This window comes from Micromonospora sp. R311 (assembly GCF_056780015.1).
Genome location: NZ_JBSWCE010000013.1, coordinates 15,151 through 35,266 on the forward strand (window position 1 = coordinate 15,151; position 20,116 = coordinate 35,266).

A 20,116-nucleotide genomic window follows, 5' to 3' on the forward strand; every position below is an offset into this window, starting at 1 on the left:
CGGCCCTGCGCCGGTGGCAACCGGCTCGCCGGGCCGCACCGCCGGGGCCGTCCGCCGTGTGACGAACGATCACCAACGATCTTTCCGGTGCGTGGGCGCTCGTGGGACACGATCGCGCACAGTGAGGCTGATGGGAAACCAAGAGCCCCGATTGTGACTTGCGCCACTAAAATAATGCGGACAAGGTACTACGAAACGGTCATCAGGTGGGGATGTCTTCCAGCAGATCCGTCACCATCGCGGCAATCGGAGAACGCTCCGAACGGCTGAGCGTGACGTGGGCGAAGAGCGGATGCCCCTTCAACGCCTCGATGACCGCGGTCACCCCGTCGTGCCGGCCGACCCGGAGGTTGTCCCGCTGGGCGACGTCGTGGGTGAGCACCACCCGCGACCCCTGGCCGATCCGGGACAGCACGGTCAGCAGCACCCCGCGCTCGAGCGACTGCGCCTCGTCCACGATCACGAAGGCGTCGTGCAGGCTGCGGCCCCGGATGTGGGTCAGCGGCAGCACCTCCAGCAGGCCGCGCGAGGTGACCTCCTCCAGCACGTTCTCGTGCACCACCGCGCCGAGGGTGTCGAAGACCGCCTGCGCCCAGGGCGACATCTTCTCCGACTCCGAGCCGGGCAGGTAGCCCAGCTCCTGGCCGCCGACGGCGTAGAGCGGCCGGAAGACGATCACCTTCTTGTGCCGGCGGCGCTCCATCACCGCCTCCAACCCGGCGCAGAGGGCGAGCGCCGACTTGCCGGTGCCGGCCCGGCCGCCCAATGAGACGATCCCGATCGACTCGTCGAGCAGCAGGTCGAGGGCGATCCGCTGCTCGGCCGAACGGCCGTGCACGCCGAACGCCTCCCGGTCGCCGCGGACCAGCCGTACGGTCTTGTCGGGCAGCACCCGGCCGAGCGCCGAGCCCCGCGCGGAGTGCAGCACCAGGCCGGTGTGGCAGGGCAGGCCGGCGGCGGCGTCCAGGTCGAGCACCTCACCGGCGTAGAGCCGGCCGATCTCCTCCTCGGCCAGCTCCAGTTCGGACATCCCGGTCCAGGTGGGGTCGCTGGCCTGGCCGTGCCGGTACTCGTCGGCGTGCAGGCCGACCGAGGCGGCCTTGACCCGCAGCGGCATGTCCTTGCTGACCAGGGTGACCTCGCGCCCCTCCGCGGCCAGGTTCAGCGCCACGGAGAGGATCCGGGCGTCGTTGCTCTCGGTGCGGAAACCGGGCGGCAGCACGCCGTCGTCGGTGTGGTTCAGCTCGACCCGCAGCGTGCCGCCGGCGTCGTTGGCGGGCACCGGCCGGTCCAGCCGGCCGTGCCGCACCCGCAGCTCGTCCAGCATGCGCAGCGACTGCCGGGCGAACCAGCCCAGCTCGGGATGGTGCCGCTTGCCCTCCAGCTCGGAGATGACCACGAGCGGCAGCACCACCTCGTGCTCGGCGAACCGGTGGAAGGCCGCCGGGTCGGAGAGCAGCACCGAGGTGTCCAGGACGAAGGCCTGGCCTGCTGGTCGGGGCTCCTCGGGGTCGGCCGGCGCGGCGGCCGCCGTGCGGCGGCTCCGGGTGGCGCGGCGGGTCGTGGCAGTCGCGGCCGGGGTCTGGTCGGCACCGGCGGTGGTACGGCGAGTCGTCACAGGCCTGCTCCGGCGGATGGGCACCCGGCCACCCGCGTTCCGCCTCGTCCGGTGCCCGGGGACACGGGGTCGGATGCGGGCCCCGTGTGCGAGGTCGCAGGTCCGGGCGGGCCGGCTGGCCCGGGACAACCCCGTGCCATGCCTAGACGCTAGCGGCGTGCGACCGTCCCGGCTAGGGGGCGATCGTGGATCTCTGGTAACGCTCCCGTCAACGACGTGTGACCCCGGGCGCACAGCGGCACGGCGGGCCGACCCGGGCGAGCGGGCGCCGACGGCAGCGCGGCGCGGGCGCCGGAGCACGGCGGAACCGGCCGGGATGCATGCCCCCTGCGCGCATCCCGGCCGGCGGGACCACCGTCACCGGTCTGACGTGGCCCCGACGGTGCGTGTCCGCCGCGGACGACGCACCGTGCCCTGGGTCCGGCCGGCGGGGCTCTCGGGTGCCCCGTCGACCGGGCTCAGCCGGTCCGTCGGACGAGGGTGCCGGTCGGGTGCCGCCCGGTGACCGGAGCGGCCGGCGCCGTGAACGACGAGCCGGTGTACGTGGTGCCGGGACGGACCACCGTGGCGCTGACCCGGGTGGTCGGCGGCGGTGTCGGCGGCGGGGTCGACAGCGCGGAGGCGATGGCCGCCTGGGCGTCGCGGCGACGCCGGTTCCAGGCGCCCCGGTCGCCGTCGAAGTAGCCCTGCCGGTAGCCGAACCGGTAGCCGATCCGGTAGCTGAGCTGACCGTGCAGCCGCCCGGCCGCGTAGCTCGTCGAGCCGAGCAGGAGGACGAGGAAGACCGCGAGGAAGGGGCTCATCGGGCGGCTCCGGCCGGCCGCGCGTACCGGGTCATCGCTCCTCCGGCTCTACCGAGGCGGGATCGGCGACCAGGAGCCGGTCGAGGTCGTCCGTGCTGACCTCCTCGACCAGTTCGACGCTGATCCGGCAGCCGTCGAGGACCACCTCGGCCACCGACGAGCGGCGGATCTCGCCCCCGGCGTCGTACACCCGCACGCTGAGTTCCGGGCAGCCGAGGTGGGTACGCCAGGCGTTCCACTCGGCCCGGTCGGCGACGCTGAGGGAGAGAAACCGGCAGCCCCGGGCGAGGTAGAGGCGCCACGGCGCGCTCAGGCCCGCGGCCACCCCGTCGGCGATCAGGGCGAAGGCCTGGGCGCGGGTAGCGAGCTCGGTCACCACACCCCCCTCGCGCCGGGGGCGTGACGCATGTGAGCACTGATCGTCTCAAGCACGTGACACACCGTAGGTTGTCTCATGAGCGTGACAGTATCAGCTTTTCGTCCGGTTACCCCCGCACCTACGGTCATCTATTCTGCCCGCGTGACACCCCTCAAGAACGGCGCTGGATCGTTAACCGGAAACCTGAAGATCCCGTCACGTCCGCGTGACAGGAGCGCGCCGGGTCGCCCGCCGGCGGCGAACTCGCCGTACCGTCACGAGGTGACCGAGACGGCCAACGCACGGAAGATCGCCTTCGCCACCTTCGTCCGCCGCGCACTCGACGAGGCGCGGGCCACCCGGGCCTGGAGCGGCACCGAGGTCTCCCGACGCACCGGAGTCTCCCGGCAGACCATCAACCGGTGGGTGCGCGGCGACTGGGCCAGCGACCCGGAGGCGGAACGCGTGGTGGCGTTCTGCGAGGGGCTGGGCCTCGATCCGGCCACCGCCTTCGCCGCGCTCGGCTGGGACCGCGCCGCCCGCCCGCGCAGCACCCCGACCCCGCCGCCGATGGACCCGGACGTCGAGGCGTTGCTGCGCCGGCTGGTCGACCCCAACGTCTCCGACGCGGAGAAGTTCCACATTCGGGAAACCATTCGTTACCTCGCATACCGGCCGACCCTTCCGGTCGATGTCCGAAAACGAGGTAAACAAGTCGGCTAGTTCCTCAGATGGCGAAAGAACAGCAGGTCAGACTCATTCGTTTCGCTCCGGGGCCGGAACGGGCGCGCTAGCGTCCCTATTCGTACTGCTTGGGCTCGTCGTCGGCGGGGGGACGGGACAAGGCCGAACCCAGCCCTGCGGGACAGAAGGAGGGGTCTGTCCATGACCCTGAAATGGTTGGCAGTCGTAGTGGCCACCGTGTCGTTGACACTGTGCGCGACCGGGAACGCGGTGACCCTCGCGGTCGACGGCGGGCAGCTTCCCCTGCTCGTCAATCTCTTCGCGCTCACCACCGCCGGCACCGCGGTCATCCTGGCCGTCGTCGCCGAGCTGCACGACCGGCTGAACGACCGGGTCAGCGCGCTCACCGAGTTCATGGTGGCGCGACTCAACGAGATCGAGGCACACACCGGCGACCGCAACACCGGCTTCGTGGAGGGCTACCTGCTCAGCCACGGCCAGGAGGCGGCCGTGGTGCCGTTCGGGCGCCGGGGACGGGGAGCCGCCGAAGGCTGAGCTGAATCGCGCCAGGCCGCCGTTCCGGCCGAGGAATGACCCCTCGGAGCCGGGGTACGCTGTCGCGCGTGCCGCCGTTGAATCTGGGCAACCAGCAGCCGAGGACCCCGTTGGACGTCGACCAGGCGTGGCGGACGACCGCCCCCCGGGCGGCCGAGACCGTGCTCTTCTTCGACTTCGACGGAACCCTCGCCCCGGTGGGCGACGACCCGACCGCGGTGCGGCCGGCGCCGAAGGTGATCGAGGCGATCGAGGCGATCGCGCCGGCGGTCCGGCGGATCGCGATCGTCTCCGCCCGCCCGGTGGAGTTCCTCCGCGACCACTTCGGCGGGCTCACCGGCGTAGACCTGTACGGCCTCTACGGGCTGGAGCACAGCCACTCCGGCGGTGGGACGGTGACCGAGCCCGCCGCGCTGCCCTGGGTGCCGACCATGGCGGAGCTGGCCGACCAGGCCCGGGCCGAGCTGCCGCCGGGCGCCCTGGTCGAGTACAAGCGCCTCTCCGTGGCGCTGCACTACCGCACCGCGCCCCAGCTCGCCGCCGTCGTGGAGGAGTGGGGCCGGGCCCAGGCCGAGCGGCTCGGGCTGCGGATGCAGGCCGGGCGGATGGTGCTCGAGCTCAAGCCCCCGGTCGACCGGGACAAGGGCATGGTGATCGGCGAGGTGGTCCGGGATGCCGGGGCGGCCTGGTACTTCGGCGACGACGTCTCCGACATCAAGGCCTTCGCGGCGCTGCGCGCCCGCAGCGCCGCCGATCCGGCGTTCTTCGCCGTCTGCGTCGCCGTCGCCAACCCGGAGACCGGGGACGAGGTCGCCTCCGCCGCCGACCTCACCATCGACTCCCCCGCCGCCCTCGGCGACTTCCTCACCCAGGCCGCCCACCACCTGGCCTGACCGCACCCCGCCGTCCACCGGCGGGGCCGGGCGCGCGGAGGGTCAGGCGCCGTAGCGGCGCTGGCGGTTGGCGTACGAGCGCAGGGCGCGGAGGAAGTCGATGTGCCGGAAGTCGGGCCAGTTGAGTTCGCAGAAGTAGAACTCGGAGTGCGCCGACTGCCAGAGCATGAAGTCGGAGAGCCGCTGCTCGCCGCTGGTGCGAATGACCAGGTCGGGGTCGGGCTGGCCGCGGGTGTAGAGGTGCTCGGCGATGTGCTCGACGTCCAGCACCTCGGCCAGTTCCTCGATGGTGCCGCCGGCGGCGGCGTGCTCCAGCAGCAGCGAGCGCACCGCGTCGGTGATCTCGCGCCGGCCGCCGTAGCCCACCGCGATGTTGACCTCGGCCCCGCCGCTGCGCTCCCGGGTGCGTTCCTCGGCCGCCTTGAGCGAGGCGGCGGTCTGCGCCGGAAGCACGTCGAGCGCGCCGACCATGCGCAGCCGCCAGGGATTGCCCTCCTCGGCCAACTCGACCACCAGGCGCTCGATGATCTCCAGCAGCGGGTCGAGCTCGCTGGCCGGCCGGCGCAGGTTGTCGGTGGCGAGCAGGTAGAGCGTGACGTGCGCGATGCCGGCCTGGTCGCACCAGCCCAGCACGTGCTTGATCTTGGCGGCGCCGACCCGGTGCCCGTCGTTCGGGTCGACGAAGCCCATCTCCTTGGCCCAGCGACGGTTGCCGTCGCACATCACGCCGACGTGCCGGGGCACCGGCTTGCCCGCGAGCTTCGCCGTGAGCCGGCGCTCATACACCGAGTAGATAAGGTTCCGCAGCGTCATCACTTGCAGCGTAGCGACCCACCGGGCCGATCACGGCCCCGGAGCCCGTTCCCACGCCGGCAGACCGATGCCGATCATGCCCAGCGTGCGGGTGTCCAGCCGGCCGTCACCCAGCCCCAACTCGACGATGCTGCGGTAGACCCGGTCGTCGCGGCGGGCCGCGCGGACCGCCGCGTCGACCACCCGGCGGCGCCGGGCCAGCCAGGCCGCGACCGAGCTGTGCCGCAGGTGGGTGCCGAGGCGGCGGCGCAGCGCGGCGGCGTACCGGCGGGCGGCCTGCTCGGGGGCCCCGGCCGCCGCCGCGCCGGCCAGCGCTCCGGAGAGCAGGGCGTAGAAGATCCCCTCGCCGGTGAACGGATTGATCAGCGAGAGCGCGTCGCCGGCGAGCACCACCCGGCCCCGGCCGGGCGGCGGGCGGTGCGTCGACAGCGGCAGGTGGTGGGCGCGCAGGTCGGTCACCGCGCCCGGGTCCGTCCCGGGCAGCAGCGTGCCGAGCCGGTCGAGCAGGTGGGCCCGGGTCAGCGGCTCGCCGCGCAACACCTCCCCGTACCCGACGTTCGCCCGTCCGTCGCCGATCGGGAACGACCAGGCGTACGCCGGCCAGCGCGGCGAAGAGGTGACGATGAGCTGCTCGGGCGGGCCGGGCAGCGCCGGGGCGTACCCCCGGATGGCCAGCGCGAGGTGCCGGTCGGGGTTCACCGGGTGCCCGAGGGCCCGCCGGACCACCGACCCGGCGCCGTCCGCGCCGACCACCGCCCGGGCGGCCAGTTCCCCGTCGAGCACCACCCGGTCGGCGCGGACCTCGACCCGACGCACCGCGTGCCGGCGCAGCCGCGCGCCGGCCGCCACCGCCGCCGCCACCAGCCGGGCGTCGAAGACCGTCCGGGGCACCGTGTACGCCGGCCGCGGCAGCGCCCGGGCCACCGCGCCGCCACCGGGACCGACCAGCCGCAACGCGGGCAGCGGCGGGTACCCGGCGACCGCGTCGCGCACCCCGAGATCGGCGAGCACGTCCAGCGCGTGCGCGGCGATGCCGTCCCCGCACGCCTTGTCCCGGGGGAAGTCGGCCCGGTCCAGCAGCAGCACCCGGGCACCGGACCGGCGGGCTGCCAGGGCCGCGGCCGCCCCGGCCGGGCCCGCCCCGACCACCACCACGTCGAACTCGTCGCTCACCGCGCCCGCCTCCCTCCGGCCCGCGACTCCTCGACACCCGGGCCCGCTGCGCTGGGATCACGTCGCCCGCGTCGCCGGCTCCCACCGGCCATCCTGCCTCGCGCATACTCGCGATCGCTGATAGCGCACCGGGGCCGTGTCCCTTCTTCCTCCGATCGGCACGCCCCGTGCGGAGGCTGTCGAGCTGCCCCATCTGTAGGGGCGTGCAGCGCGGATCGCGAACGCGGGGACCGGTCGTCAACCGGTGGTCCCACAAACGGGGCAGCTCGACAGCGCACCGACCGCATGAGCCCCGCCGGGTCGGCGGGGTCGGCCGGGACGAACCGGGGCTGTCCGCCCGCACCCGGCGGCACGCCACGGCGAGGCCGTCCCGCCGCCTTTCAGGCCGGGGCGGCGCCCTCGGCGCGGGTGGCGCGCCACAGCCCGTACAGGGTCAGGCCGGCCGCCGCGACCAGCGGCCCGCCGTCGCGGACCAGGCCGTCGGCGCCGAGCAGCCAGCCGCACAGCGGCAGGTCGACGGCGAGCACGACCAGGGTCACCACGACCAGCAGGGTGCGGGCCCACCGCTTGCCCCGCATCAGGAAGGCGGTGCAGAAGAGCACCGCGTAACTGGTCGCGATGCCGGCGCCGAACCAGAACAGCACCGCGGGCGCGGCGATCAGCCGGCCGTCCAGGATGGCGGCGGCGGCCACCAGCGCCGGGACCAGCATCAGCGGGCTGTAGGTGAAGGCGGCGACCCGGCTGGTCAACAGCCAGCCGCTGACCTGCGGGTGGCGGGGCGGGGTCTCCCGCCAGGAGATCCCGGCCCGGTCGATGACCAGTCGGGGCCGGTGCCGCACCAGGTGCCCGGCCAGCGCCGGTGAGCGGTGGAGCAGCCAGACCACGCTCGCGCAGAGCACGGTGAGCACGGCGAAGCCGACCAGCCCGGGCAGCGGCGGCACCCCCTGTCGGGGGACGACCAGCCGGCCGACCGCGAAGACCGTGGTCACCGCGAGGATCAGCCCGAACGGGCGGGCCACCGTCCGGCCGCGACGGACGTGCCCGATCAGCAGCAGGAAGCCCAGCGACCGCAGCATCGCCCAGCCGGTCCGGACGGCCAGACCGAAGCCCTGCTCCGGGGCGTACCACCAGTTCAGCAGCTCGACCACGACGGTGGCCGCCGCGGTCAGCGCCAGCAGCGCGGTCAGCGCCCGGACGGCGGACGGCCGCCGGACCTCGGTCTCGGCGGCCGTCCTCATGGGATCCGATGGTGCCCGGTACGGGCAACCGTCACACCTACTTCCGCGGCTGCTCCGCGTCCAGCCGGGCGCGCAGCGCGTCCAGCTCGGCCCAGAGCACGCCGGGCAGCTTGTCGCCGAACTTCTCGAACCACTCGGTGACCAGCGGGAGCTCGTTGCGCCACTCCTCCGGGTCGACCTTGAGCGCGATCCGGACGTCCTCCGGAGTCATGTCCAGACCCTCGACGTCCAGCGCGTCCGGCGCCGGCACCATGCCGATCGGCGTCTCCACCGCGTCGGCGCGGCCCTCGATCCGCTCGATGACCCACTTGAGCACCCGGGAGTTCTCGCCGAAACCGGGCCAGAGGAAGTTGCCCTCCGGGTCCTTGCGGAACCAGTTGACGTAGTAGATCTTGGGCAGCTTGGCCTCGTCGCCGTCGACGCCCTTGCCCATCTCGATCCAGTGCCGGAAGTAGTCACCGGCGTGGTAGCCGATGAACGGCAGCATCGCCATCGGGTCGCGGCGGACCACGCCGACCGCGCCGGAGGCGGCGGCGGTGGTCTCCGAGGAGAGCGTCGCGCCCATGTAGACGCCGTGCACCCAGTCGCGTGCCTCGGTGACCAGCGGTACGGTGTCCCGGCGGCGCCCACCGAAGAGGATCGCGTCGATCGGCACGCCGTTCGGGTCGTAGTAGTCCTCGGCGAGGATCGGGCACTGGGTGATCGGGGTGCAGAACCGGCTGTTCGCGTGCGAGGAGAGGCTGTCGCTCTCCGGCGTCCAGTCGTTGCCCTTCCAGTCGATCAGGTGCGCCGGCGGCTCGCCCATGCCCTCCCACCAGATGTCCCCGTCGTCGGTCAGGGCCACGTTGGTGAAGATGGAGTTGCCGCGGTCGAGCGTGCGCATCGCGTTGGCGTTGGTCTTCCAGTCGGTGCCCGGCGCGACGCCGAAGAGGCCGTACTCGGGATTGATCGCGTAGAGGCGGCCGTCCGGGCCGAACCGCATCCAGGCGATGTCGTCACCGATCGTCTCGACCTTCCAGCCCGGGATGGTCGGCTCCAGCATGGCCAGGTTGGTCTTGCCGCAGGCCGACGGGAAGGCGCCGGCGATGTGGTAGACCCGGCCCTCCGGGGAGGTGATCTTCAGGATCAGCATGTGCTCGGCGAGCCAGCCCTCGTCCCGCCCCATCACGCTGGCGATCCGCAGCGAGTAGCACTTCTTGCCGAGCAGCGAGTTGCCGCCGTAGCCGGAGCCGAACGACCAGATCTCCCGGGTCTCCGGGAAGTGCGAGATGTACTTCGTCTCGTTGCACGGCCACGCCACGTCCTGCTGGCCGGGGGCGAGCGGGGCGCCGATCGAGTGCAGCGCGTGCACGAAGTCGGCGTCGTTCCCCATCGCCTCGAGGATCTTCGAGCCCATCCGGGTCATGATGCGCATCGAGGCGACCACGTACGGGCTGTCGGTGATCTCCACGCCGAACATGGGGTTCTCGGCCTCGACCGGGCCCATGCAGAAGGGGATGACGTACATCGTCCGGCCGCGCATCGACCCGCGGTAGAGCTCCGTCATCGTCTGCTTCATCTCGGCCGGCGCCATCCAGTTGTTGGTGGGGCCGGCGTCCGCCTCGTCGACGGAGCAGATGAAGGTGCGCTCCTCGACCCGGGCGACGTCCGACGGGTCGGTGCGCGCGTAGAACGAGTTGGGCTTCTTCTCGGGGTTGAGCCGGACCAGGGTGCCGGCGTCGACCAGCTCGTCGGTGAGCCGACGCCATTCCTCGTCGGACCCGTCCACCCAGACCACCCGGTCGGGGGTGGTCAGTTCGGCGACCTCACGGACCCAGGCGAGAAGTTTGGGGTGGGACGTCGGGGCCTGATCGATACCCCGAACGGTAGCCGGAGCAACCATGACACATCTCCTTGTGGTCGACGCTGACCGGTCTATGGGATGCACGAGTCTCGGCGGCGCGATGCGTCACCTTCGTGGAAACCTGGGATTGGGCTCAGCGTAAACCGGTGGACCTCGCCAGTCAGTGGTACTGGTTGTGAAGAACTGCACAAGGTACGGCCACGCTGCGGCATCACGAGCTAATACCCGCTTTCGCGCGCAGTTTCACGCAAATCCTGTCGCGCACCCTCGGCCGGCGGCGGATCGCCGGACCCGCCGGGCGTCGCGGTACGACCCGGACCACACCCCGTTGATACCCGCGAACCGGCTCAGGATTCCCCTCCGGACGGTTACGCTCCGCTCATCGACATCGCACCCGCCGAGGCGGCTCGCCGTTGCTACCCGTGCCAGGTGACGGCAGCCGGTACGCTCGCTCCGTGGCCGCGACGATGACCGGGGAGCCGAGCTCCCGGCAGACCCGCCCGGGTCTCGCGCGCTCGCTGCTCGACCGGTTCGGTCATCTGGTTCGGGAGCTGAGCAAGTTCGCCACCGTGGGCGGGATCGCCTTCCTCATCGACTTCGCCCTGTTCAACTACCTGACGGGCCTACGCGACGTCGAGCCGGTCATCGGGAAGACCATCTCCACCGTCATCGCGGCCAGCGTCGCCTTCCTCGGCAACCGGTTCTGGACGTGGCGGCACCGCCGGGGGGCCAACCCGGCGCGCGAGTACGCGCTGTTCTTCTTCTTCAACGGGGTGGGCCTGGGCATCGCGGTCGCCTGCCTCGCGGTGAGCCGGTACGGGCTCGGCAGCATCTGGCCGGAGGTGTTCAAGACCCCGCTGGCGGACAACATCGCCAGCTTCATCGTCGGCACCGGCCTCGGCACCCTGTTCCGGTTCTGGTCGTATCGACGGTTCGTCTTCGTGGCAGCGGGAACTCCGACCGTTCCGGAAGTGACGCACGACCGACCCGGGGCGTGACCTGCCGCCCACCTCGTCCGGCCGGCCCCTGCCGGCCCCGTCAACTGGCCTAAGGTGTTCCGCATGCGTCTTGTCCGTCTGCTGCCCGAGCGCTGGCAGAAGTTCATCCACGAGGCGCTCAAATTCGGCATCGTCGGCGGCATCAACACCATCATCAATTACGCGGTGTTCAATGCCCTGGCACTCACCGTTTTTGTCGACGGGCAACTGAAGGCGACGGTCATCGCGACGGTGGTGGCGACGATCACGTCGTATCTGATGAATCGTCACTGGACGTACCGCGACCGTCCGAAATCGGCCCTACGGCGCGAATACGTCCTGTTCTTCCTGTTCAATGCGACCGGCCTGCTCATCGAGTTGGGCGTGCTCGCCGCGGCCAAGTACGGCCTGGGCGTGACCAGCCTGCTGGCGTTGAACGTGGCGAAGACCGGCGGCGTGCTGCTGGCCACGCTCTTCCGGTTCTGGTCGTACCGCACGTTCGTCTTCCAACCCGCGCCGGCCGACGCCGAGGAGACCTGGCACAGCATCCCGCGCGACGAGTGGGACGCCATGGCCGAGCTGGACCCGGTGGCCGACCTGGCCGAGTCGATCTCCGAGCTGGAGGAGGCCCAGCCACCACCGTCCGGCGATCGACGCGACCCGGCCGCGGCGCCGGCGCACGGGCTGGGCGCTCCGGTGCAGGGCCGACCGGTCCCGCTCGACGCCGGCCTCGGCGCCTCTCTGGACCGCGAGCTCGAGGCCGAACTGGCCGCCGAACTCCAAGCCACCCCCCGCACCCCGCGCCGCTGACCGGGCCCGGCCCCGATTCGATCGGCACCGGACCCGGGTGGGTCAGGCGGTGGGGTCGCGCAGGGGCTTGCCCTCGTTGAGGTCGGCGAGGATCTCCCGCATCTCGGAGTCGCCGAGCGAGTGCTTGTCGTGGTGCGCCTCGACCAGCTCGTAGAGCTTCGTCTGCACCTGGCCGACCCCGGGCACGTCGGAAAGCACGGACTGGCCCCGCTCGCCGGCCGACTCGATGGTCAGCGTGCCGCAGCCGAGCAGGCGCTCGACGAAGCGCTGGCTCATCGCGTGGTCGTTGATCCGGGTGAGTGGGATGTCCCGCCGGTCCCGGGAGAGCACCCCCTGCTGGAGCAGCACCCGCTCGTTGGTGAACAGATAGTGCGTGGTGCGCCAGACCAGAAACGGCCAGAGCGCCAGCCAGAGCACCGCCACCAGGGCCAGCACCCCGATCACGGCGAGCGCGATCGAGCCACCCCCGCCGGACGGCAGCAGGGCCACACCGGCCACCACCGCGGCGACGGCGAGCACCAGCACGGCCACCGGCCGGATCAGCGCCTTCCAGTGCGGGTGCAGGTGCAGCACGACGTGCTCGTCCTCGGTGAGCACGTCTTCGGGGAACGCCACGGGAACCTCCTCGCAGGAACGGACGCGCTGACCGTAACCGGTCAGCGCGCACCCGGACATCAGCCGCACGCACCCACTCGCGCGATCTTGCACTTTCCGCCCCTCGTTCGCGGCTCGCACCCCTTTCGCCGGGGCGCCAGAAGCAAGTTCGGGGGGTCAGCGGAGGTGGAGGACGTCTCCGGCGGCCAGGGAATGCTCACCGGTGGCGGTGCGGACGAGGAGGTGGCCGTCCGGGTCCACGCCGGTGGCCAGGCCGGCCACGTCCGTCCCGTCCGGCAGCAGCACGCGTACCTCCCGGCCCACCGTGACGCAGGCGGCCAGGTAGGCGTCGCGCAGCCCGCTGGCCACCGGGTCGCCGCCGGCGGTGCGCCAGCGGTCGTACCAGTCGGCGACCGCACGCAGCAGGGCCCGCAGCAACGGGTCCCGGTCGGTGGCCGCCGCGCCCGCCAGCTGCAGCGAGGTGGCGGGCAGCCCGGTCGGGTTCGCCGGCAGCTCGTCGGCGCGCAGCGTGACGTTCAGCCCGATGCCGAGCACGATCGCGGGCGGGTCGCCGGGCCCGGCCGCCGGCACCGCCTCGGCGAGGATCCCGGCGCACTTCGCGTCACCGACCAGCAGGTCGTTCGGCCACTTCAGGCCGGCGTCCAGCTCGGCCAGCCGGGTCACCGCCTCGACCAGCGCGACGCCGGCCAGCAGCGGCAGCCAGCCGTACCCGGTGGGCGGCGCCGGCGGCCAGCGGCGCTCCGCGACGGCCTCGCCCGGCCGCAGCAGCACACTGGTCGCGATGCCGGCCCGGGGCGGCGACTGCCAGTCCCGGCCGCGCCGGCCGCGGCCGGCGGTCTGCCGCTCGGCGACCACCACCAACCCCTCGGGCTCGCCGGCCCGGGCCGCCTCGGCCACGTCCGCGTTGGTCGAGCCGGTCTCGGCGCGCAGCTCCAGGCGGGACCACGGGCCGTAGGGCGCGACCAGCGCCCGCCGCAGCCGCGCCGCCGAGAGCGGCGGGCGGTCCAGATCGGTGTACGGCGAGCCCGGCATCCCGTCAGCCTACGGGCCGGGTCGACGGAGGGTACTGAGGTGTACTGCACAGCGGCACCGGCCTGAACCATCGTTATATTCCCTGGGTGACTACCGAGACCGGGATCAACATCCACAGCACCGCGGGCAAGCTGGCGGACCTGGAGCGCCGGGTCGACGAGGCGGTGCACGCCGGATCGGCGCGCGCGGTCGAGAAGCAGCACGCGCGGGGCAAGAAGACCGCGCGGGAACGGATCGAGCTGCTGCTCGACGAGGGCTCCTTCGTCGAGCTGGACGAGCTGGCCCGGCACCGGTCCACCAACTTCGGGCTGGAGAAGACCCGGCCGTACGGTGACGGCGTCATCACCGGCTACGGCACCATCGACGGCCGGCAGGTCTGCGTCTTCGCCCAGGACTTCACCGTCTTCGGCGGCTCCCTCGGCGAGGTCTTCGGCGAGAAGATCGTCAAGGTGATGGACCTGGCCATGAAGATCGGTTGCCCGGTCATCGGCATCAACGACTCCGGCGGCGCCCGGATCCAGGAGGGCGTGGCCTCGCTCGGCCTCTACGGCGAGATCTTCTTCCGCAACGTCCGGGCCAGCGGCGTCATCCCGCAGATCTCCCTGATCATGGGCCCGTGCGCGGGCGGCGCGGTCTACTCCCCGGCGGTCACCGACTTCACCGTGATGGTCGACCAGACCTCGCACATGTTCATCACCGGCCCGGACGTCATCAAGACGGTCACCGGCGAGGACGTGGCGATGGAGGACCTGGGCGGCGCCCGGACGCACAACACCCGCAGCGGCAACGCGCACTACCTCGCCAGCGACGAGGAGGACGCGGTCGAGTACGTCAAGGCGCTGCTGTCGTACCTGCCGTCGAACAACCTGGACGAGCCGGTGGTCTACTCCGTGGATGTCGACCTCGACGTCACGGACTCCGACCGGGAGCTGGACACGCTGATCCCGGACTCGGCGAACCAGCCGTACGACATGCACCGGGTGATCGAGCACGTCCTCGACGACGGCGAGTTCCTGGAGGTCCAGCCGCTCTACGCGCAGAACCTCATCATCGGCTACGGCCGGGTCGAGGGGCGGCCGGTGGGCGTGGTGGCCAACCAGCCGATGCACTTCGCCGGCACGCTGGACATCGCCGCCTCGGAGAAGGCCGCCCGGTTCGTGCGCACCTGCGACGCGTTCAACATCCCGGTGCTGACCTTCGTGGACGTTCCCGGCTTCCTGCCCGGCACCGGCCAGGAGTGGGACGGCATCATCCGCCGGGGCGCCAAGCTCATCTACGCGTACGCCGAGGCCACCGTCCCGAAGGTCACCGTCATCACCCGCAAGGCCTACGGCGGGGCGTACGACGTGATGGGTTCCAAGCACCTGGGCGCGGACCTGAACTTCGCCTGGCCGACCGCGCAGATCGCGGTGATGGGCGCGCAGGGCGCGGTGAACATCCTCTACCGCTCGGAACTGGCCGCCGCCGAGGATCCGGCCGCGGTGCGCGCGGAGAAGATCGCCGAGTACGAGGACACCCTGGCCAACCCGTACATCGCGGCCGAGCGTGGCTACGTCGACTCGGTGATCCCGCCGCACGAGACCCGCGCCCAGATCGTCCGTGCCCTGCGCGTGCTGCGCACCAAGCGGGAGACCCTGCCCCCCAAGAAGCACGGCAACATCCCGCTCTGACGCCCGCGCCGCCGCGCCGCCGCGCCGCCGCGCCGCAAGATCCGCGCAACTTCGGGGAAGTTGTCCCCTCCCGGTCCCGGGAGACCACACTTTCCCTGAAGTTGCGCGGATCATGACCGGGCGTTGAGCGGTCAGCAGGCCGGGTTGGCGGCCGCGCACATCCGGCGGGCCGCGGTCTTGCCCAGCGCCTCGAGGTCGGCGTGACTGAGGCGGCCGGGACGGGCGCCGGCAACCGTGTCCTCTAGGGTGTCCGGGCCGGTCGCGACCACGCTGACCAGGTCACCGACGCGCACCACCATGGTGACCTCGACCGGCGGGTTCGCGGGCACCGGCTTCCCGCCCGCACGGTCACGGGGCGCCAGCGACACGTGGCGCACCATCACGGACTCGTCGCCGGCGAAGTCGCTGACCGACATCTCCCACCGGTGCGTGTTCACGGTCGGCACCAGCCGGCCGTCCAGCACGGCGGATCCGCTGGACTGCCACTCGGCACAGGCGTGCAGCAGCAGCTTGACGAGGCCGAAGACCAGCGGGCTCTGGCTCGGTTCGACCCGGTAGACGTCCTGGGTGAGCACCGGGTACCGCCTCGTCGGGTCGGCCGCCGGCCGCAGCAGGGTCTGCGAGCGCGAATAGCGGGACGTGGGCGCGGTCGACGGCATCCCCCGCTCACGGCCGCAGGACTCCAGCACCGGGTCGACCCGCACCGGCTCCCGCAGGCCGGCCTCACCGAGTCGGGTGCCGGTCTTCAGCGGCACGTCCCCGGGGGTGAGCAGCGCCTCCTGCGGGACCTCGGCCAGCGCGACGGCCGCCGGCGGGCTGGGGGTGGCGGCGACCACGGGCGGCGGCGGTGCCGGCCGCCCGGCCGTCACGTACGCGGAGCCCGACATCACGGCGAGCACGGCGGTCGCCGCCAGCACCGCGGTGCGCCGGCTGCGCCGGCGCGCCCGGGCCCGGATCTCCTCCGGCTCCGGCCAGCGGACGTCCCGCAGCTGACGGCGCAGCTCTTCGACGACCAGCAGATCGTCACGCATCGGCGGCCTCCTCCAGATCAGAGACGGCAAGCAGCCCGGCGAGCGCGGCCCGCCCCCGGGAGAGTCGGGCCTTGACCGTGCCGACCGGGGCGGCCGTCTCCCGGGCCACCTCGGCGACCGGCATGCCGAGCAGGTAGTAGAGCGCGATCGCGGTGCGCTGCTCCTCGGGCAGCCGGCGCAGCGCGGCGACCACCTCGACGGTGTCGGTGTCCGGCCCGGGGACGCTCTCGGTGGCGCCGTGCCGCAGGTAGGCCCGGGCCCGGCTGCGCAGGCTGCGCCACCGGCTGACCGCGATCCGGCTCGCCACCACCCGCACCCACGCCTCCGGTTCGTCGTACCGGCTCACCGTCGACCAGCGCTGCCAGGCCCGGATGTACGCCTCCTGAACCGCGTCCTGCGCCTCGGCGAGATCGCCGGTGAGCACGTAGACGAAGCCGAGCAGCCGTTGCCGGCTGCCGCGGTAGAACTCGTCGAACCCGTCGACGTCCGGCACCTGGTTACCTCCCCCGTGGCGGTCGCAGGGGACACGCACGAACCGGTGCCACCGGTTGCCGGCTCAGCCGACCAACTTGGTCAGCTCGGCGAGGGGGAACCCGCCGGCCGGGATCCGCTCCCGCACCGCGCGGCGCACCGCGACCTGCACCGCCGCGTTCACCGGCGTCGGTACGCCGTGCAGCCGGCCGAGCAGGACGATCTCGCCGTTGATGTGGTCGGCCTCGGCCGAGCCGGCGCCCCGGGCCAGGCTCTGCCAGGTGGAGCCGCCGGCCCGCGCCTCCCCGCCGACCGGCCGGTGCTGGACCAGGTCGCCCCGCTCGGCCGCCTCCTCCGCCCGGGCGGTGTGCGCGATGCCGGCCGCGGCGAGCGCCGCCTCGCCCTCGGCGCGGGCCCGGGCGGCCAGGTCGTCGGGGATGTCCCGGCCGAGCAGCGCCTGGAGGCCGTTGCCGAGGTTGACCAGCAGCTTGCCGTACTTCCAGCGCATCACGTCGTCGCGGACCGGGGCGACGAAGCCGGCACCGGTCAGGTCGGCGGCGACGGCCCGGTCGACCGCGTCGGAGCCGGCGGGGTAACGACCCAGGTGCAGCATCCCCGGGTGGGGGTGACCGTTGGCCACCACCACGCCCGGCTCCAGGTGGGTGGAGGGCAGCCAGACGCAGACCGGGTGCACGTCGGCGAAGAGCCGCAGCGCCGCCGGCTCGTTGGCCACCCCGTTCTGCGCGGTGAACAGCGGCAGCCGCTCCCCCGCCGTACCGCCGCCGACCACCGGCGCGTCCGCCCAGGCGGCCAGCGCGCCCGCGGTGTCCTGCGACTTGACCGTCAGCACCAGCACGGTGTCGGCGGGCAGCGGCCGGTCGTCGGGACCGGCCACGGCGGGCAGCCGGGCGGTCTGCTCGCGCTCCGGTTGGCGCAGGGTGAGACCCCGCTGCCGGATCGCGTCCAGATGCGCGCCGCGGGCCACCAGGGTGACCTCGTGGCCGGCCGCCGCCAGCCGTACGCCGATGGTGCCGCCGACCGCGCCCGCTCCGATGATCACATACCGCACGGCCCCATTCTGCCTGGTGCGCCGGCCCGGGTTAGCCGGCGGTGATGGCCAGGCAGGCCAGCCACGGCTGGCCGGCCGGTGAGCTGTCTCCCGCCCAGCGCAGCGGGGTCAGGCCCGCGCCGGTGAGCAACGCCTCGACCTCCGGACGGCGATAGCGGGCGAAGAAGCGGTCGGCTTCCTCGCCGGGCCAGCGTTCCCAGCGTTCCCCGTCGCCCTCCTTGAGGCTGAGCAGCAGCGGGCCGCCCGGTCGCAGCACCCGCCGGACGCCGGCCAGCGCGGCCGGCGCGTCGGCCTTGGGCAGGTGCAGCAGCGCCGCCGAGCACCAGACGGCACCCAGGGTGGCCGGCCGGAACGGCAGCCGGAGCAGGTCGCCCTGCACCAGCGGGGCGCCGGCCCGGGCGCGCGCCCGCGCCAGCATCCCGGCCGACAGGTCCAACCCGATGCCGGTGAGCCCCCGCTCCGCCAGGAAGGCGAGGTCCCGCCCCGGCCCGCAGCCCAGGTCGAGCACCGGCCCGTCGACCCGGGCCCGGAAGTCGTCGACCAGCGCCCGGTAGGTCGCCGGCACCTCCCGGTTCCGCGCCTCGAACTCCGCCGCGATCCGGTCGTACGCGGCCCGGTGCCGCTCGGTCAGCTCCGTCATCCTGCGTTCTCGCCGTCGCTGTCGATGCTCACCATGTGAGCCCGGCGTCGGTGAGGATCGGGCCGGCCAGCAGGAGCGCGCCGGCGGCCAGGGTGGCCAGGTTGACCAGCGCGAAGACGGTCACCCAGAAGAACGCCGGCAGCGGGGTGATCCCGGCCAGTTGGTCGGCGTCGGACTCCGGCATCCGGCCCCGGCCGCGCAGCCGTTGCAGTTCCAGCACCGGGCGGACGCCGCCGAGCAGCAGGAACCACACCCCGGTGTACGCGAAGGCGGCCTGCACCTGCGGCTCTGCGTACCACGAGACGGCGAGCACGATCCCGCCGGTGACCAGCAGCGACAGCACCCCGAACACGTTGCGGATCATGACCAGCATGGCGAGCAGCAGCGCCACGGCGACCCAGAGCAGCAGGGTGATCCGGTTGCCGCCGAGCAGCCACGCCCCGGCCAGGCCCACCAGCGGCGGGGCGACGTAGCCGGCGAGCAGGGTGAGGATCATCCCGGGGCCGGTGGGCCGGCCGGCCGAGAGGGTCAGCCCCGAGGTGTCCGAGTGCAGCCGGATGCCGCGCAGCTTGCGGCCGGTGAGCAGGGCGGCCAGCGCGTGGCCGCCCTCGTGCGCGATGGTGACCGCGTTGCGGGCGATCCGCCAGGGCAACCGGGTGGCGACCACCACCAGGGCGACGGCGGCGGTGATCAGCACCAGCAGCGGCGGTGGATCCGGCTGCGCCCCGAAGAGGCGGTCCCAGAGCCCGGTCAACCCGTCGATCGACACCATGGGGCGCGAGCCTACCGGCACCGCTCGGACGGTGGCCGCCCACCGATCCACCGATACCGATCGTGTCGATCCGAACACGTTGGGCCCACCGGATGCGGCCCACAGCCATCCAACGTCTAACATCTATGTAGATTTCTTTAATGCCTCTTGCGATCGAGGGCACTTACCTCCAAAGATAGGCGTCAATCCCATCGGCGTCCTTGGAGGCATCCATGACCCGTACCAGATCACCGCTGCGCCGACTGCTCGCCGCCGGCCTCACCGTGCTCGCCACCGCGGCGGCCGGGCTCGTGGCCACCGCGGCCCCCGCGCAGGCCGCCACCGTCCCCGGCATCGACGTGTCCCACTACCAGGGAGCGATCAACTGGACCAGCGTCCGCAACGCGGGCATCCAGTTCGCCTTCATCAAGGCCACCGAGGGCACCAGCTACAAGGACCCGAGGTTCAACACGAACTACGTGGCCGCCTACAACGCCGGTGTCATCCGCGGGGCGTACCACTTCGCCCGGCCGAACATCTCCTCCGGCGCGGTCCAGGCGAACTACCTGGCCTCCAACGGCGGCGCCTGGTCGGCCGACAGCCGTACCCTCCCCGCCGCCCTGGACCTCGAGGCCAACCCGTACTCCGGCGGCTACTGCTACGGCCTGAGCACCACGGGCATGCGGAACTGGGTGCAGGACTTCCTCAACACCTACCGATCCCGCACCGGCCGCTACGCGGTCATCTACACCACCACCAGCTTCTGGAACACCTGCACCGGCAGCTGGAGCGGGCCGTGGGGCAACCACCCGCTGTGGATCGCCCGGTGGGCCAGCTCGCCCGGCACCCTGCCGCCCGGCGCGCCGTTCTGGAGCTTCTGGCAGTACACCAGCACCGGCAGCGTCGCCGGCATCGCCGGCAACGTCGACCGCAACTACTGGAACGGTGACCGGACCCGGCTGATCGCGCTGGCCAACAACACCTGATCCGCCCGGGAAGGCAGTTGGCGGCAGCGGGATCGGCTGTGACCGTACGGTCGACAACCGGTCCGGCTGCCGCCACGCCACCCGTC

The 20,116-nt window shown here is 72.7% G+C and carries 21 protein-coding genes; 7 read left to right on the forward strand and 14 right to left on the reverse strand.

Annotated elements, in window-relative coordinates; all coding sequences use genetic code 11:
* Positions 1-202: 202 nt before the first annotated feature.
* The 3 genes from AC1WTP_RS13190 to AC1WTP_RS13200 form a co-directional block, all read right to left on the reverse strand.
* The gene (locus AC1WTP_RS13190) at positions 203-1,618 is read right to left on the reverse strand and encodes a PhoH family protein (protein ID WP_481649523.1); all 1,416 of its coding nucleotides are present in this window, start codon (positions 1,616-1,618) and stop codon (positions 203-205) included.
* Positions 1,619-2,076: 458 nt separating this feature from the next.
* Positions 2,077-2,421: a hypothetical protein gene (locus AC1WTP_RS13195; protein WP_481649524.1), complete on the reverse strand. Its 345-nt coding sequence runs from the start codon at positions 2,419-2,421 to the stop codon at positions 2,077-2,079.
* A 31-nt stretch (positions 2,422-2,452) separates the two neighbouring features.
* Entirely contained in the window at positions 2,453-2,797 is a 345-nt protein-coding gene (locus tag AC1WTP_RS13200) for a hypothetical protein (protein WP_481649525.1), read from the reverse strand.
* A 264-nt stretch (positions 2,798-3,061) separates the two neighbouring features.
* Here AC1WTP_RS13200 and AC1WTP_RS13205 point away from each other — a divergent pair, with 264 nt between their 5' ends.
* The 3 genes from AC1WTP_RS13205 (at position 3,062) to otsB (ending at position 4,911) form a co-directional block, all read left to right on the forward strand.
* Positions 3,062-3,502: a helix-turn-helix domain-containing protein gene (locus AC1WTP_RS13205; RefSeq protein ID WP_481649526.1), complete on the forward strand. Its 441-nt coding sequence runs from the start codon at positions 3,062-3,064 to the stop codon at positions 3,500-3,502.
* 162 nt (positions 3,503-3,664) lie between these two features.
* Positions 3,665-4,018 carry a hypothetical protein gene (locus tag AC1WTP_RS13210; RefSeq protein ID WP_481649527.1) on the forward strand — a complete coding sequence of 118 codons (354 nt, stop codon included), beginning with the start codon at positions 3,665-3,667 and terminating at the stop codon, positions 4,016-4,018.
* A 68-nt stretch (positions 4,019-4,086) separates the two neighbouring features.
* A complete protein-coding gene (gene otsB / locus AC1WTP_RS13215; RefSeq protein ID WP_481649528.1) occupies positions 4,087-4,911 on the forward strand; it encodes a trehalose-phosphatase in 825 nt (274 codons plus the stop codon).
* A gap of 42 nt (positions 4,912-4,953) precedes the next feature.
* On the opposite strand, the gene AC1WTP_RS13220 is transcribed toward otsB, so the two are convergent.
* The 4 genes from AC1WTP_RS13220 to AC1WTP_RS13235 all read right to left on the reverse strand — a co-directional run bounded on the left by AC1WTP_RS13220 (position 4,954) and on the right by AC1WTP_RS13235 (position 10,017).
* The gene (locus AC1WTP_RS13220; protein ID WP_447135206.1) at positions 4,954-5,724 is read right to left on the reverse strand and encodes an isoprenyl transferase; all 771 of its coding nucleotides are present in this window, start codon (positions 5,722-5,724) and stop codon (positions 4,954-4,956) included.
* A 30-nt stretch (positions 5,725-5,754) separates the two neighbouring features.
* Complete coding sequence (locus AC1WTP_RS13225) at positions 5,755-6,897, reverse strand: geranylgeranyl reductase family protein (protein ID WP_481649529.1); 1,143 nt, start codon at positions 6,895-6,897, stop codon at positions 5,755-5,757.
* A gap of 380 nt (positions 6,898-7,277) precedes the next feature.
* Positions 7,278-8,135: a hypothetical protein gene (locus AC1WTP_RS13230; protein WP_481649530.1), complete on the reverse strand. Its 858-nt coding sequence runs from the start codon at positions 8,133-8,135 to the stop codon at positions 7,278-7,280.
* A gap of 37 nt (positions 8,136-8,172) precedes the next feature.
* Positions 8,173-10,017, reverse strand: a complete 1,845-nt coding sequence (locus AC1WTP_RS13235; protein WP_481649531.1) for a phosphoenolpyruvate carboxykinase (GTP) — start codon at positions 10,015-10,017, stop codon at positions 8,173-8,175.
* A 383-nt stretch (positions 10,018-10,400) separates the two neighbouring features.
* Between AC1WTP_RS13235 and AC1WTP_RS13240 the strand changes: the two genes are divergently transcribed.
* Positions 10,401-10,976, forward strand: coding sequence for a GtrA family protein (locus AC1WTP_RS13240; RefSeq protein ID WP_481649652.1), 576 nt, complete (start codon positions 10,401-10,403; stop codon positions 10,974-10,976).
* A gap of 63 nt (positions 10,977-11,039) precedes the next feature.
* The gene (locus tag AC1WTP_RS13245; protein WP_481649653.1) at positions 11,040-11,765 is read left to right on the forward strand and encodes a GtrA family protein; all 726 of its coding nucleotides are present in this window, start codon (positions 11,040-11,042) and stop codon (positions 11,763-11,765) included.
* A gap of 42 nt (positions 11,766-11,807) precedes the next feature.
* Here AC1WTP_RS13245 and AC1WTP_RS13250 read toward each other — a convergent pair whose 3' ends face one another.
* Both AC1WTP_RS13250 and AC1WTP_RS13255 read right to left on the reverse strand, forming a co-directional pair.
* Positions 11,808-12,380 (reverse strand): PH domain-containing protein, encoded by a 573-nt coding sequence (locus AC1WTP_RS13250; protein WP_481649532.1) that lies wholly within the window; start codon positions 12,378-12,380, stop codon positions 11,808-11,810.
* Positions 12,381-12,536: 156 nt separating this feature from the next.
* The gene (locus tag AC1WTP_RS13255) at positions 12,537-13,412 is read right to left on the reverse strand and encodes a biotin--[acetyl-CoA-carboxylase] ligase (protein WP_481649533.1); all 876 of its coding nucleotides are present in this window, start codon (positions 13,410-13,412) and stop codon (positions 12,537-12,539) included.
* A gap of 86 nt (positions 13,413-13,498) precedes the next feature.
* Here AC1WTP_RS13255 and AC1WTP_RS13260 point away from each other — a divergent pair, with 86 nt between their 5' ends.
* Positions 13,499-15,082 carry an acyl-CoA carboxylase subunit beta gene (locus AC1WTP_RS13260; protein WP_481649534.1) on the forward strand — a complete coding sequence of 528 codons (1,584 nt, stop codon included), beginning with the start codon at positions 13,499-13,501 and terminating at the stop codon, positions 15,080-15,082.
* Positions 15,083-15,213: 131 nt separating this feature from the next.
* Here the strand turns inward: AC1WTP_RS13260 and AC1WTP_RS13265 are convergent, their stop codons facing one another.
* The 5 genes from AC1WTP_RS13265 to AC1WTP_RS13285 all read right to left on the reverse strand — a co-directional run bounded on the left by AC1WTP_RS13265 (position 15,214) and on the right by AC1WTP_RS13285 (position 19,065).
* The gene (locus AC1WTP_RS13265; protein ID WP_481649535.1) at positions 15,214-16,113 is read right to left on the reverse strand and encodes a hypothetical protein; all 900 of its coding nucleotides are present in this window, start codon (positions 16,111-16,113) and stop codon (positions 15,214-15,216) included.
* On the reverse strand, positions 16,106-16,606 hold the full coding sequence (locus AC1WTP_RS13270) for a SigE family RNA polymerase sigma factor (RefSeq protein ID WP_481649536.1): 501 nt from the start codon (positions 16,604-16,606) through the stop codon (positions 16,106-16,108). Before AC1WTP_RS13270 ends, AC1WTP_RS13265 begins: the two co-directional genes overlap by 8 nt.
* 63 nt (positions 16,607-16,669) lie before the next feature.
* A complete protein-coding gene (locus AC1WTP_RS13275; RefSeq protein ID WP_481649537.1) occupies positions 16,670-17,653 on the reverse strand; it encodes a ketopantoate reductase family protein in 984 nt (327 codons plus the stop codon).
* A gap of 31 nt (positions 17,654-17,684) precedes the next feature.
* A complete protein-coding gene (locus AC1WTP_RS13280; protein ID WP_481649538.1) occupies positions 17,685-18,293 on the reverse strand; it encodes a class I SAM-dependent methyltransferase in 609 nt (202 codons plus the stop codon).
* A 28-nt stretch (positions 18,294-18,321) separates the two neighbouring features.
* On the reverse strand, positions 18,322-19,065 hold the full coding sequence (locus AC1WTP_RS13285) for a M50 family metallopeptidase (RefSeq protein ID WP_481649539.1): 744 nt from the start codon (positions 19,063-19,065) through the stop codon (positions 18,322-18,324).
* 212 nt (positions 19,066-19,277) lie between these two features.
* Between AC1WTP_RS13285 and AC1WTP_RS13290 the strand changes: the two genes are divergently transcribed.
* Positions 19,278-20,030 (forward strand): GH25 family lysozyme, encoded by a 753-nt coding sequence (locus tag AC1WTP_RS13290; RefSeq protein WP_481649540.1) that lies wholly within the window; start codon positions 19,278-19,280, stop codon positions 20,028-20,030.
* Positions 20,031-20,116 lie beyond the last annotated feature (86 nt).

Excerpts from the sequence above, each read along its gene's own strand:
- AC1WTP_RS13195 (WP_481649524.1), bottom strand. The coding sequence starts at position 2,421 with ATGAGCCCCTTCCTCGCGGTCTTCCTCGTCCTCCTGCTCGGCTCGACG.
- AC1WTP_RS13210 (WP_481649527.1), top strand. The coding sequence starts at position 3,665 with ATGACCCTGAAATGGTTGGCAGTCGTAGTGGCCACCGTGTCGTTGACA.
- AC1WTP_RS13220 (WP_447135206.1), bottom strand. The coding sequence starts at position 5,724 with ATGACGCTGCGGAACCTTATCTACTCGGTGTATGAGCGCCGGCTCACG.
- AC1WTP_RS13230 (WP_481649530.1), bottom strand. The coding sequence starts at position 8,135 with ATGAGGACGGCCGCCGAGACCGAGGTCCGGCGGCCGTCCGCCGTCCGG.
- AC1WTP_RS13235 (WP_481649531.1), bottom strand. The coding sequence starts at position 10,017 with ATGGTTGCTCCGGCTACCGTTCGGGGTATCGATCAGGCCCCGACGTCC.
- AC1WTP_RS13245 (WP_481649653.1), top strand. The coding sequence starts at position 11,040 with ATGCGTCTTGTCCGTCTGCTGCCCGAGCGCTGGCAGAAGTTCATCCAC.
- AC1WTP_RS13255 (WP_481649533.1), bottom strand. The coding sequence starts at position 13,412 with ATGCCGGGCTCGCCGTACACCGATCTGGACCGCCCGCCGCTCTCGGCG.
- AC1WTP_RS13265 (WP_481649535.1), bottom strand. The coding sequence starts at position 16,113 with ATGCGTGACGATCTGCTGGTCGTCGAAGAGCTGCGCCGTCAGCTGCGG.
- AC1WTP_RS13280 (WP_481649538.1), bottom strand. The coding sequence starts at position 18,293 with ATGACGGAGCTGACCGAGCGGCACCGGGCCGCGTACGACCGGATCGCG.
- AC1WTP_RS13285 (WP_481649539.1), bottom strand. The coding sequence starts at position 19,065 with ATGGTGTCGATCGACGGGTTGACCGGGCTCTGGGACCGCCTCTTCGGG.
- AC1WTP_RS13290 (WP_481649540.1), top strand. The coding sequence starts at position 19,278 with ATGACCCGTACCAGATCACCGCTGCGCCGACTGCTCGCCGCCGGCCTC.